Source organism: Blautia aquisgranensis, from assembly GCF_040096615.1.
Lineage (GTDB): Bacteria > Bacillota > Clostridia > Lachnospirales > Lachnospiraceae > Blautia_A > Blautia_A aquisgranensis.
In genome coordinates this window covers 1-13,040 of record NZ_JBBMEJ010000037.1, presented here as the reverse complement: position 1 = coordinate 13,040, position 13,040 = coordinate 1, and the positions used below count along the sequence as shown (strand labels likewise).

Here is a 13,040-nt window from a genome sequence, read left to right as displayed (position 1 = left end):
CACTCGAAGTTGCGAAGGCCGTTTCCCCTCCTCGCGCTCCTCCCCTCTGGCCACGCCCTGCACACGTATTACATTTGTCTCACTCGTAACGTATTCTCACACGCGCTGTTGCCCTCCGGGCAAAGCGCCCCGCAACGGACAGTTTGCCAAAGGGCAAACGCCTCCGACGCGCTTTCGCCTCCAAAGGAGGCGAACAGCCCGTCATCAGTCTTCGGAAACAAAACTCCCCCACGCCACAACCAAGCGTGCCCAACGGAGGGGGGTTTTAGGGGGGAGCGTGCGGGCTTCGCAACTCCGAGCTCGCTCCCCCCTAAGGTCCTCTCAGCTTTCAGCATGAAAAAGAATTTCAACCAAACAACCAAAACTGTTCTACAAAGTTCTTACATCAAGAACGATAATCCGCATTGATTTTCACATAATCATATGTCAGATCGCATCCCCACGCAGTGGCCTCTGCCTCGCCCATCTTCATGTCTGCGATGGCTGTCACGGCATCCTCAGAAAGAATTGTGGTTGCCTCTTCCTCACTGTATCCGGTGGAAACACCATTCTCAATGATCTTAAGTTTTCCTGCTTTGCTCTCAAAGTAAAGATCTACTTTTTCAGGGTCAAACTGTACTCCTGAATAGCCTAATGCACAGAGGATTCTTCCCCAGTTTGCATCATGTCCGTAGATTGCTGCCTTTGTAAGGGAGGAGGTTACTACGGATTTACTTAAGGTTACTGCGTCTGCTTTGGTGGCTGCGCCGGTTACTTTGACCTCAAAGAGTGCAGTTGCACCCTCACCGTCTCCTGCGATTTTTTTCGCAAGGGTTGTATTTACATAATTAAGAGCCTTCTTAAACTCTTCATAATCCGCATTTTTCTCAGTGATCTTAACATTGCCTGCCTGACCGTTTGCCAGAAGGAGTACGGTATCATTGGTAGATGTATCTCCGTCAACGGAAACCATATTGTAAGTATCTTTGATATCCTCGCTGAGTGCTTCCTGCAGAAGCTCCTTGGAGATATCCACATCTGTTGTGACAAATCCAAGCATTGTACACATGTTCGGGTGGATCATTCCGGAACCCTTGCACATACCGCCTACTGTAACGGTTTTTCCGCCGATCTCGATCTCTACGGCTGCCTCTTTTTTCTCGGTGTCTGTTGTCATGATGGCTTTTGCAGCCTCAAGACCTGCCTCACGGCTTCCTGCAAGCTTCGGTGCCATAGCCTTTACACCGTTTGCAATACGGTCAATAGGAAGCTGCATTCCGATAACACCTGTGGACGCTACCAGAACACTGTCTTCCGGAATTCCAAGACTCTCTGCTGCTGCCTGGGCTGTCGCCTTACAGTAGCTGAAGCCTTCCTCACCGGTACATGCGTTGGCAATTCCGCTGTTACAGATCACAGCTCTTGCGCCCTGATGATTATATACGATGTCCTGATCCCATCTTACAGGAGCAGCTTTTACCACATTGGTCGTGAAAGTTCCTGCAGCCACACACGGAACTTCACTGAAAACCATTGCCATATCGGTACGTCCTTTATATTTGATCTCTGCTGCGGTGGATGCCGCCTGGAATCCTTTTGCGGCAGTAACGCCTCCGTCGATTATCTTCATATTATATATGTCTCCTCTCACTGAACTGAAAATGCGGCCATTACGGGCACATCGGAATCTGTTTCAGTCCTTCATTCTCATCAAAACCAAACATCAGGTTCATATTCTGTACGGCCTGTCCGGCTGCACCTTTCACAAGGTTGTCGATAGCGCCCATCATGATCACTCTCTTTGTTCTCGGGTCGATCTTGAAGTTCACATCCACAAAGTTGCTGCCTTCCACATTTCTTGTCTGTGGGCATACATCTTTGTTCAGAACACGTACAAAGAACTCATCTTTATAGTATTTATCATAAGCTGCCTTCACTTCCTCATAGGTAACATCCTTGGTAAGGGAAGCATAAGCAGTTACCAGGATTCCTCTGTTCATGGGAACAAGATGTGGGGTAAAGTTGATCAGAACCTCCTGTCCGCATGCATATCCCAGCTGATCCTCGATCTCTGGTGTATGTCTGTGTGTTGCAACACCGTAAGCCTTAATGCTCTCATTTACCTCGCAGTAAAGATTCGGCACCTTGGCTCCTCTTCCTGCTCCTGATGTTCCAGATTTCGCATCAATAATAATGGTGTTCGGATCGATCAGGCCCTCTTTTAATAACGGGTAAATAGAAAGTGTAGAGCATGTCGGATAGCATCCCGGATTAGCGATCAGTCTTGCTTTCTTGATATCCTCACGGTTGATCTCGCAGAGACCGTAAACTGCCTCATCGATAAACTGGGGTGCTTTGTGCTCGATTCCATACCATTTCTCATATTTCTTCACATCCTTGATACGGAAGTCCGCACTTAAGTCGATCACCTTACATTTGGAAAGAATCTCTTCATTGATAAGAGATGCACAAAGTCCCTGTGGTGTTGCGGTGAAGATCACATCGACCTCATCTGCAAGTGCTGCCATGTTATCGTCCATACATTTGGCATCCACAAGCTTGAAAAAGTTCTGATAAATATCTGCGTACTGCTGATCTATGTAGCTTCGGGATCCGAACCATTTGATCTCTACGTCCTTGTGTCCAAGGAGAAGTCTTACGATCTCATTTCCTGCGTATCCTGTAGCACCGATAATTCCTGCTTTAATCATTTTTCTCATTCCTCCTCTGTTCGGGCAAAAAGGCGGTTCTTTTATGTCCGCCTTATCAATGGATAGATTATACATCTTCTTTGCATATTATGCAATAGCCATTTTCTTTGATTTTTCACGGTCTTTTCTGTTTTTCTTATATTTCCTTATAATATTCACCATGTTTCATTGCATTTTTATGCAAATTTTTTTTTATATTTTTCAAATTATCTATTGCATATTTATAAAATCTGGTGTATATTAAGCCATGTCGACAGGACAGTAAAAAATTTTGTTCTGCTTTGCATGAATATTTATTCACTCTGGTAAAGTTATAAAACAGTATACTTTTCACGGAAAATTTTTTAAAAATCCCAGGAGGACATATATTATGAAAGAAAAAGTTGTTTTAGCGTATTCCGGCGGTCTTGATACCACAGCCCTTATCCCGTGGCTGAAAGAGACATTTGACTATGACGTTGTCTGCTGCTGTGTAAACTGCGGACAGGGAAACGAGCTGGACGGCCTTGAAGAAAGAGCAAAAATGTCCGGTGCTTCCAAATTATACATCGAAGATATCGTTGATGAATTCTGTGACGATTTCATCATGCCATGTGTAGAGGCTGGCGCTGTTTATGAGCATTCTTATCTTCTCGGAACCTCCATGGCACGTCCGGTTATCGCCAAGAAACTGGTTGAGATCGCACGTAAAGAAGGCGCTGTTGCTATCTGCCACGGTGCTACAGGTAAAGGAAATGACCAGATCCGTTTCGAGCTTGGTATCAAAGCTCTTGCTCCGGACATCAAGATCATTGCTCCATGGCGTATGACAGATCTCTGGACCATGCAGTCCCGTGAGGATGAGATCGAGTTCTGTAAAGCACACGGAATCACTCTTCCGTTCGATGCAAGCCACAGCTACAGCCGTGACAGAAACCTCTGGCACATCAGCCATGAGGGACTTGAGCTTGAGGATCCGTCCCAGGCTCCGAACTACGATGACATGCTCGTATTAAGCGTAACTCCTGAGAAAGCACCGGATAAAGAGACTGAGATCACCATGACATTCGAGCAGGGTGTTCCGAAAACTCTCAACGGAAAAGCTATGAAAGTTTCCGAGATCATCACAGAGCTCAACAAGCTTGGAGGCGAGAACGGAATCGGTATCGTTGATATCGTTGAGAACCGTGTTGTTGGTATGAAATCCCGTGGTGTTTATGAGACTCCTGGCGGAACGATCCTCATGGCAGCCCATGACCAGCTTGAGGAGCTGATCCTTGACCGTGAGACTATGGAAGCTAAGAAGAAACTTGGCAGCCAGTTTGCACAGGTTGTTTACGAAGGAAAATGGTACACACCACTTCGTGAGGCAATCCAGGCATTCGTTGAGTCCACTCAGAAATACGTTACCGGTGAAGTTAAACTGAAACTTTACAAAGGAAACATTATCAAGAACGGTACAACTTCTCCATACAGCCTTTACAATGAATCTCTCGCTTCCTTCACAACAGGTGATATGTATGACCACCACGATGCTGACGGATTCATCACTCTGTTCGGTCTGCCGCTGAAGGTTCGTGCTATGAAGCTTGCTGAAGTTAAGAACAATCAGAATCAGAACTAAATATCTGCCTGAATTTTTCTGACAGATAATACAGCCCCGGGAAGCCTACCTGGTTCCCGGGGTGTTTTCTGTTACTGGCTACATATAGTCGATCGGATATTCGCCTTCTCTTTCGCTGCATAACTCCCGTGTCTGATCCGCAATCTTCTGAACATCTATCATATCTACCCGGAAAGGAATTCAACCTCTTATGAACACACAAAAAATGCCTCTGAAAAATTCTCTCTGCCTGCTTCTGGCCGCTACCATCTGGGGAATTGCCTTTGTTGCCCAGAGCGTTGGCATGGAATACGTAGGCCCGTTTACCTTTAACGGTGTCCGGTCTCTGATCGGCTCCGTCATCCTTGTGCCTGTGATCCTTCTTCTGAACCGCCCGAAAAACGCTGACAGTCGAACTTCTTCCGGTTCTGCAGCATCTCAGGGCACCGCACCATCCCCGCACAAAAGCCGCGACCTCTGGCTCGGCGGTATCTCATGCGGAATCGCACTCTTTGCAGCCAGCAATTTCCAGCAGTTCGGCATCAAATATACTACCGTAGGAAAAGCCGGCTTCATCACTGCCTGCTATATTGTCATTGTCCCGATTATCGGACTTTTCCTGAAAAAGAAATGCAGTCCCTTTATCTGGGCTGCCGTTGCCATGGCACTGATCGGACTTTATCTTCTTTGCATCACCGACGGCTTTTCTGTAGGAAAAGGTGATCTCCTGGTACTGGTCTGTGCATTTCTTTTTTCCCTGCACATTCTGATCATTGACTATTTTTCACCGAAAGCTGACGGAGTAAAAATGTCCTGCATCCAGTTTTTTGTGTGTGGGATCCTTTCCATGATACCGGCACTTATCATGGAACACCCACAGATTTCCTCCATCCTCACCGCATGGCTCCCGATTCTCTATGCAGGTATCATGTCCTGTGGTGTTGCCTACACTTTGCAGATCGTGGGTCAGAAAAATGTAAACCCGACGGTTGCTTCTCTCATTCTTTCCCTGGAGTCCTGCATCTCCGTGCTTGCAGGCTGGGTGATCCTGGGACAGAAGCTTTCCGCAAAAGAGCTCCTGGGCTGTGTGATCATGTTCGCGGCGATCATCCTGGCACAGCTTCCGGAAAAGCAGAAATAAAACATATTCCCTTATATAAGTAAAAAACGTATCGAACGCTGATCTCTCAGCTGTCCGATACGTTTTTTATAAATCTTAAGAACCGAGCTTCAGGGCACTCCGCTTTCTGTCCCGCTGCCACTTTATCCGATGACCGATTCCTACCTGCCGGTCATTTTCTGTTTATTCCTCTGCTGCTTCTTTGCTGATAAATTTGTTATAATGTGCCTTGATTTTCTCAAAGCTCTCCTGACTGATATCATGCTCCATCTTGCAGGCATCCTCAAGCGCGATATCTGCCGGAACTCCAAGCCCCTCCAGCATCTTCGCCAGAACGGTATGGCGCTCATAAATACGATGTGCGATCTCCGCACCCTTCTCCAGAAGTGTCACGGTACCATAGCGGTCCATAGCAATGTAACCATCTTCACGAAGAAGCTTCATTGCATGACTGACACTTGGCTTGGAAACACCAAGTCTGGTTGCGATATCGATAGAACGGACACCGCCGCCCTTCTTGGATAAAACCAGGATCGACTCCAGATAATCCTCCGCTGACTGTCTGATTTCCATATAAAAAGACCTCCCTATGTAAAAACTAATCTCTATATTGATCCTATAACAGTTACAAAAATCTCCCTTTGAATATATATTCTGTAACTGCTGTAAAAGGGATCTGATGCTCACTCTTTCCCCATTTTACAGGCGAATATTAACTTTTAATATACCGCCTGAACGAAATTATGTCAAGCTTTTCACATATATTTGTCTTGACATTAAAAATATTTTCCACGATAATAGTAACTAACTAATACATCTTGTTCGCAGCAGTCCCGGACCTTCCTCAACGGAATCCGCGGATTGCTGTTTTTCCGAACAGTAAAGAAAGGAGATTTTTTATGCTGAAAACCCTTCTGGCCCAGGTCAGGGAGTTTAAAAAGGCCTCTTTTCTGACGCCTTTTTTTATGATTCTCGAAGTTCTCTTCGAAACTCTGATTCCCCTGGCTATGGCTTCCATTATTGATAAAGGCGTGGAAGCCGGAAATATCGGCCATATCTACAGGATAGGTGCAGTCATGACAATTCTCGCTCTGTGCGGTCTCTGGGCCGGCGTCATGGGCGGAAAATACGGAGCCCGGGCTTCTACTGGATTTGCCAGGAACCTCCGAAAAGCCATGTACACCAACATCCAGACCTTTTCATTTTCCAATATCGACAAGTACAGCACCGCTGGTCTGATCACCCGTCTTACCACAGATGTGACCAACCTGCAGAACGCCTACCAGATGATCCTTCGTATGTGTACCCGTGCACCGGCCAGCCTCATCTGCGCCATGGTCATGGCATTTCTTATCAACGCAAAGCTTGCAAGCATCTATCTTGTAGCAGTTATTTTCCTTGGAGGCTGTCTGATCTTTATTATGCGAAAAGCAACCGTTTATTTCCAGGCTGTTTTCCGCAAATACGATGATCTGAACGCCAGCGTCCAGGAAAATATCGGTGCTGTCCGTGTCGTCAAGGCTTACGTCCGTGAAGACTATGAGATCAGCAAATTCCAGAAAGCCTGCAACAAAGTATACGAAATGTTCTTAAAAGCAGAGAAGATCGTTGTCATGAACATGCCTCTGATGCAGTTCACTGTTTACGCCTGCATCCTTGGTATCAGCTGGCTGGGTGCCAAAATGATCGTAGGAAGCTCTCTTACCACCGGTGAACTTATGAGTCTTCTCACTTACTGTATGAACATTCTTATGAGCCTTATGATGCTCTCCATGGTCTTTGTTATGGTAACCATGAGTATTGCCAGTGCAGAGCGTGTCACTGAAGTCATCAATGACACTGCTGATATCACAGATCCGGAAGATCCTGTAACCGAAGTTCCTGACGGAAGTATTGTTTTTGACCATGTAAACTTCCGCTACAAAAAAGAAAGCGAAGAACCTGTTCTTAAGGATATCAACATTTCCATCCGTTCCGGCGAGACCATCGGAATCATCGGAGGTACCGGAAGTGCCAAGTCCAGTCTGGTCAACCTGATCAGCCGTCTTTATGATGTAACCGATGGTTCTGTTTCCGTTGGTGGCATCGATGTGCGGAAATATCATCTTGAGACACTTCGTAATCAGGTTTCCGTTGTTCTTCAGAAAAACGTGCTCTTCTCCGGAACCATTCTTGAAAATCTTCGCTGGGGCGATAAAAACGCCACGGAAGAGGAATGTAAACGTGCCTGTCAGCTTGCCTGCGCCGATGATTTCATCGAAAAAATGCCGGACAAGTACAACACCTTCATTGAACAGGGCGGTTCCAACGTTTCCGGCGGACAGAAACAGCGTCTCTGTATTGCCCGTGCCCTTCTGAAAAAGCCCAAGATCCTGATCCTGGATGATTCCACCAGTGCTGTAGATACCGCTACAGACGCAAGAATCCGCCGCGCTTTTGCCGAAGAAATCCCGGATACTACCAAGCTGATCATCGCACAGCGTATTTCCAGCATCCAGAATGCTGACCGCATTATTGTTATGGATAACGGTGAGATCAACGGCTTTGGAACTCATGAAGAGCTGCTTAAAACAAACGCTATTTATCAGGATGTATTCAACTCACAAACCGGTGGTTCCGGTGATTTCGACGAAGGAGGTGAGCCGGCTTGAAAAATCAGAATATGAAAGGGCCAGGCGGTCCCGGCCCGAAAGGCATGGGAACACCGGAGCAGCCAGGTAAGCTTCTCGGACGTCTTGCCCGTTACATCGTAAAAAGCTACAAGGTTCACATTGTGATCGTGATCATCTGTATTTTCATCAGTGTCCTTGCCAACGTTCAGGGAACCATGTTTATGAAAACCCTGATCGACCAGTACATCATGCCTCTTCTCAAGGCAGATACACCGGACTTTGGTCCCTTAACTGCCGCGATCGCGCGGGTTGCATGTTTTTACGCCATCGGTGTTATCGCAACCTATACTTATAACCGTATCATGATCAACGTTTCCCAGGGAACCTTACGTAACCTCCGAAACGACATGTTCGCAAAAATGGAAACTCTTCCGATCAAATATTTTGACACCCATGCACATGGCGATATTATGTCCATCTACACCAATGATATTGATACTCTGCGTCAGATGATCAGCCAGAGCTTCCCGCAGCTGCTTTCCAGTGTGATCACCATTGTCAGTGTCTTTGTCAGCATGCTGATCCTGAACATCCCGCTTACTATCGTCACCCTGATTATGGTGGGTGTCATGCTCACTGCCAGCCGTAAGCTTGCAGGCTTAAGTGGTAAATATTTCCTGGAACAGCAGACAAACCTGGGTATTGTCAACGGCTATATCGAAGAAATGATGGAAGGCCAGAAAGTTGTCAAAGTCTTCTGCCACGAGGACGAAAGCATGGAGAAATTCAACGAACTGAATGACCAGCTTTTCACCAGTGCAGATAACGCCAACCGTTTTGCCAACATCCTGATGCCGGTTGTCGCACAGCTTGGAAATGTCAGCTACGTGATCTGTGCCATCGTCGGTGGTATTCTTGCCATCAACGGTATCGGCAACTTCACACTTGGCGGACTGGCCAGCTTCCTTACCTTCAACAAGAGCTTCAATATGCCGATCAACCAGGTCAGCCAGCAGTTCAACAGTATTGTCATGGCTCTGGCCGGTGCCAAACGTATCTTTGACCTTCTTGATGAGAAGCCGGAGGTGGATGAGGGATATGTTACTCTCGTCAATGCAAAAGAAGAAAACGGTGTTCTAACAGAATCCGAAAAGCGTACCGGACGCTGGGCATGGAAGCATTTTCACAAGGCAGAGGGTACTACAGATTATATCGAGCTGAAAGGCGATATGGTCCTGGAGGATGTAGATTTCGGTTATAATTCCAACAAGATCGTCCTTCACGACATCAACATGTACGCACAGCCTGGTCAGAAAATTGCTTTTGTGGGATCTACCGGTGCCGGAAAAACCACCATCACCAACCTTCTGAACCGTTTTTACGATATCCAGAAAGGTAAGATCCGCTACGACGGCATCAATATCACCAAGATCAAAAAAGACGACCTCCGCCGTTCCATGGGCATCGTTCTTCAGGATACCAACCTGTTCACTGCTACTGTTATGGAAAACATCCGCTACGGTAAGCTGGATGCCACTGACGAAGAGGTTATCGCAGCCGCAAAACTTGCCAATGCTGACGGTTTCATCCGCAGGCTGCCACAGGGCTACAACACACTGCTCCGTGGAAACGGTGCCAACTTAAGCCAGGGCCAGAGGCAGCTTCTGTCCATTGCCCGTGCCGCAGTTGCAGACCCGCCTGTTCTCATCCTTGATGAGGCTACCAGTTCCATTGATACCCGTACCGAGAAGCTGGTTCAGGATGGTATGGACAAGCTGATGGAAGGCAGAACTACTTTTGTCATTGCCCATCGTCTTTCCACAGTACGCAACAGCGACTGCATCATGGTCCTGGAGCAGGGACATATCATCGAGCGTGGCTCCCACGACGAGCTTCTTGCACAAAAAGGAAGATATTACCAGCTGTACAATGGCTGATACAAGATTCTTCCTGTACAACATGCAGATTCATCTCTTTTCCCGAGATGGATCTGCATTTTTTTGTATGCCTGGATATATCTACATTGCTCCCGGAAAACTTCTGCTTTTTCTCCTGTCCGCTTCTTTTATCCCCATTTCCGGTTTTCCTGAAAATATGCTATAATCATTTCCACACAGACAGCGTTTTATTGCAGAAAGGAGTAACTGTAGCGCAAACAGCATACTTTGTTTTGCACTATAGATCGATCATATATGAAACAGGCTGAAGAATATTACTACGGCAGAATGCCGAAAGAAAACCAGAATGTATACCGTGCAATGCTTAACGGGATCCGAAATCTTGAGGACGAATTCCTGATTCCGCAGGTACCGACTACAGACGGAAATCAACTCTACGAGATCTTTTTCCAGATCCGGCTGGACCATCCGGAGATCTTCTGGGCAGTAGGATTTAAATACCGCTATTATCAGGACTCTCCCAATCTGATCCTGATCCCGGAATATATTTTTGACAAGAATAAGATCCGCGAACACCAGAAGGCTCTTACTGCCCGTGTAGACAAGCTCGTCCGCCCTGCATTGAAGCTTTCCGAATGGGATAAGGAAAAATATATCCACGACTTTATCTGTGAAAATATCCGCTATGACAAGCTGAAAAAGCCATATTCCCACGAAATCATCGGCCCGCTTGGTCATGGTGTCGGCGTCTGTGAGGGAATCGCCAAATCTGTAAAGGTTCTCTGCGATGCTCTGGGACTCTGGTGCATCATCGCCATCTGCGGAAACAATCCGGAAAAAGGCATTAAATACCGCCACACCTGGAACATTGTCCGCATCAACGGGCAGTACTATCATCTGGATGCCACCTTCGACAATACTCTGGGCAAAAATGAGGACGGATCTGTCAGCATCCGCTATGACTATTTCAATCTGGATGACAAAAATATTTTCCGGGATCATGAACCGCTGATCGCACCGGCGCCTTCCTGTCCTGACAGCAGCCACAGCTATTACCGTGAGAAAAAGCTCTCTTTCACCAGGCTTGAGGATGTCTATAAACGTGCTCTCCAGGCCGCCAAAAAAGGCCGTGAATTCACATTTCACTGGAGAGGCGGATATCTCACCCGCGAAGTCCTCACTGACCTTGTAGACCAGATTCAGGCCGCCGGCAAGACCCGGGAAAAAAAAGCGATCATCACCCTCAACTGGCCACAGGCTGTACTGCGCTTCCATTTCACAGATCAGCAGGCCGAGGAAAAAGTATTTATTGAAGAAGTAAATGAAGGAGAGAAATAAAGATAAGAAAAAAAGCTGCGGCCTCATAAATGCATCGTATCAGATCATTTATGAAGCCGCAGCTTTTTATGCGGATAACAGGACTTGAACCTGCACGGTTGCCCACTGGTACCTAAAACCAGCGCGTCTGCCAATTCCGCCATATCCGCATATGAAATTCTGATACTGTCTTATCTGACAGTAAAAAAATAACGGAAAGCAAATGCTTTCCGCTAATGAGGCATCGGGGATTCGAACCCCGGACAACTTGATTAAAAGTCAAGTGCTCTACCGACTGAGCTAATACCCCATAAAAAAGGACTGGGCTAGCTGGATTCGAACCAGCGAATGCAGCAGTCAAAGTGCTGTGCCTTACCGCTTGGCGATAGCCCAATGGGCGAAGGGTGGATACAGGGATTCGAACCCTGGGCCTCCAGAGCCACAATCTGGCGCGCTAACCAACTGCGCTATACCCACCACAGCGTGCCTGAAGGGATTCGAACCCCCGACCCACGGCTTAGAAGGCCGTTGCTCTATCCAGCTGAGCTACAGACACATGCTCTCTCTAAAAGAGAAGCGGGTGATGGGAATCGAACCCACGTATCCAGCTTGGAAGGCTGGTGTTCTACCATTGAACTACACCCGCATGTTACTTTCTCGCTTGCGGTAATAAGTTTACAGCAGTCGGGGTGACAGGATTCGAACCTGCGGCCTCCTGGTCCCAAACCAGGCGCTCTAGCCAAACTGAGCCACACCCCGATGTACCATTTACTTATGGTCTTTATTAAGTTGTTGTCGTTCTTGCTTATCTCTCTTGCCTGACGACAAGTGATATTATATTATAGCAATCTACAAATGTCAACACCTTTTTTGAATTTTTTTAAAAAAACTTTTTTTCACGTTTTTTCCGTCTATTCAAAGGTTTTCCTGTCATTTGCGACTTGCTTATGTTATCATAAAACTGTTATCAAAGTCAATACGAAATTTAACAAGGAGATGTTTTTTATATGGATATAAAATTATTTCAGCAGAAACTCAATGATATCTGTGACATTGCCGAGGAGAACGGCAAGCAGCTTTCCCAGCAGCAGATCCGTGAGCATTTTGATGAATCTGACCTAAGTACTTCCCAGCTTGTGAAGATTCTTCAGTATCTTCGCCTGAAGGGTATCACCATTGAGGGGGCTGATGAGGCGGCTGCTGACGCTGCTTCTGCCACAGACAGCGCTTCCAAAAAAGGTACCGGTACGGAAGAGCTTCCATGTACCCGCGCTGCGCTTACCGCACAGGAGCAGGATTACCTCACCGAATATATGGAGAGCCTTTCCCCGGAGGGGCTTGATCCTGATGATCTTACTGCTCTCTTCCAGGCTTTTGCCAGCGGCGATACAACTGCCGAGAGTGCCCTGACACAGTTCTATATGGCGGTTGCTGCCCAGATGGCGGCTGAACTGAACTGCGAGGAGATCTACCTGGCAGATCTGATCCAAGAAGCGAATCTGGCCCTTCTGGCAGCTCTTAAGGAAGCCGAACCACAAGAGAAGAACGACGAATGGGTTCGCGGACGCATCCGCAGCGGAATTCTCCACGCCATCGAGGAGCAGACACAGCAGAAATTCCGCGATGACTACCTGGTATCCAAGGTGGAAAACCTGGAATCCGCGGTAAAAGAGCTTACTGACGATGACGACACCACGAAGTTTACTATCGACGAACTGGCTGTGATCCTGGATATGAACGTAGATGAGATCCGGGATGTGCTGCGTCTTACCGGGGACGATCAATAACCGAGAACGGGGGGGGGCCGGCCTGGCCCCCCCC

At 47.2% G+C, this 13,040-nt stretch carries 9 protein-coding genes and 7 tRNA genes; 6 read left to right on the top strand and 10 right to left on the bottom strand.

From position 1 onward, the window contains the following. Positions 1–385 precede the first annotated feature (385 nt). The gene (argJ, locus tag WMO28_RS16550; protein ID WP_178641417.1) at positions 386–1,609 is read right to left on the bottom strand and encodes a bifunctional glutamate N-acetyltransferase/amino-acid acetyltransferase ArgJ; all 1,224 of its coding nucleotides are present in this window, start codon (positions 1,607–1,609) and stop codon (positions 386–388) included. A gap of 40 nt (positions 1,610–1,649) precedes the next feature. Continuing rightward, positions 1,650–2,690 (bottom strand): N-acetyl-gamma-glutamyl-phosphate reductase, encoded by a 1,041-nt coding sequence (argC, locus tag WMO28_RS16545; RefSeq protein WP_021976394.1) that lies wholly within the window; start codon positions 2,688–2,690, stop codon positions 1,650–1,652. Positions 2,691–3,060: 370 nt separating this feature from the next. Between argC and WMO28_RS16540 the strand changes: the two genes are divergently transcribed. Together WMO28_RS16540 and WMO28_RS16535 are read left to right on the top strand one after the other, a co-directional pair. Next, positions 3,061–4,293: an argininosuccinate synthase gene (locus tag WMO28_RS16540; RefSeq protein WP_178644089.1), complete on the top strand. Its 1,233-nt coding sequence runs from the start codon at positions 3,061–3,063 to the stop codon at positions 4,291–4,293. Positions 4,294–4,498: 205 nt separating this feature from the next. Beyond that, complete coding sequence (locus WMO28_RS16535; protein WP_435376762.1) at positions 4,499–5,413, top strand: DMT family transporter; 915 nt, start codon at positions 4,499–4,501, stop codon at positions 5,411–5,413. Positions 5,414–5,575: 162 nt separating this feature from the next. Here the strand turns inward: WMO28_RS16535 and WMO28_RS16530 are convergent, their stop codons facing one another. Further along, complete coding sequence (locus WMO28_RS16530; RefSeq protein WP_178644093.1) at positions 5,576–5,965, bottom strand: iron dependent repressor, metal binding and dimerization domain protein; 390 nt, start codon at positions 5,963–5,965, stop codon at positions 5,576–5,578. A gap of 326 nt (positions 5,966–6,291) precedes the next feature. On the opposite strand from WMO28_RS16530, the gene WMO28_RS16525 reads away from it, so the two are divergent. From WMO28_RS16525 to WMO28_RS16515, 3 genes are all read left to right on the top strand, one after another. Then, entirely contained in the window at positions 6,292–8,043 is a 1,752-nt protein-coding gene (locus WMO28_RS16525; protein ID WP_349057686.1) for an ABC transporter ATP-binding protein, read from the top strand. An 11-nt stretch (positions 8,044–8,054) separates the two neighbouring features. Beyond that, positions 8,055–9,941 carry an ABC transporter ATP-binding protein gene (locus WMO28_RS16520; RefSeq protein WP_349057687.1) on the top strand — a complete coding sequence of 629 codons (1,887 nt, stop codon included), beginning with the start codon at positions 8,055–8,057 and terminating at the stop codon, positions 9,939–9,941. Between the two features lie 255 nt (positions 9,942–10,196). After that, a complete protein-coding gene (locus WMO28_RS16515) occupies positions 10,197–11,240 on the top strand; it encodes a transglutaminase domain-containing protein (protein WP_178644096.1) in 1,044 nt (347 codons plus the stop codon). 69 nt (positions 11,241–11,309) lie between these two features. On the opposite strand, the gene WMO28_RS16510 is transcribed toward WMO28_RS16515, so the two are convergent. The 7 genes from WMO28_RS16510 to WMO28_RS16480 all read right to left on the bottom strand — a co-directional run bounded on the left by WMO28_RS16510 (position 11,310) and on the right by WMO28_RS16480 (position 11,978). Then, a tRNA-Leu gene (locus WMO28_RS16510) sits at positions 11,310–11,389 on the bottom strand. A 67-nt stretch (positions 11,390–11,456) separates the two neighbouring features. Further along, positions 11,457–11,529 (bottom strand) — tRNA-Lys (locus WMO28_RS16505). A gap of 11 nt (positions 11,530–11,540) precedes the next feature. Continuing rightward, positions 11,541–11,612: transfer RNA gene (locus tag WMO28_RS16500), tRNA-Gln, on the bottom strand. Between the two features lie 10 nt (positions 11,613–11,622). Beyond that, positions 11,623–11,696: transfer RNA gene (locus tag WMO28_RS16495), tRNA-His, on the bottom strand. Positions 11,697–11,701: 5 nt separating this feature from the next. Next, a tRNA-Arg gene (locus tag WMO28_RS16490) sits at positions 11,702–11,775 on the bottom strand. A gap of 19 nt (positions 11,776–11,794) precedes the next feature. Next, positions 11,795–11,865, bottom strand: a tRNA-Gly gene (locus WMO28_RS16485). 38 nt (positions 11,866–11,903) lie between these two features. Continuing rightward, a tRNA-Pro gene (locus WMO28_RS16480) sits at positions 11,904–11,978 on the bottom strand. Positions 11,979–12,226: 248 nt separating this feature from the next. Between WMO28_RS16480 and WMO28_RS16475 the strand changes: the two genes are divergently transcribed. Further along, complete coding sequence (locus WMO28_RS16475; protein ID WP_349057685.1) at positions 12,227–13,006, top strand: hypothetical protein; 780 nt, start codon at positions 12,227–12,229, stop codon at positions 13,004–13,006. Positions 13,007–13,040 lie beyond the last annotated feature (34 nt).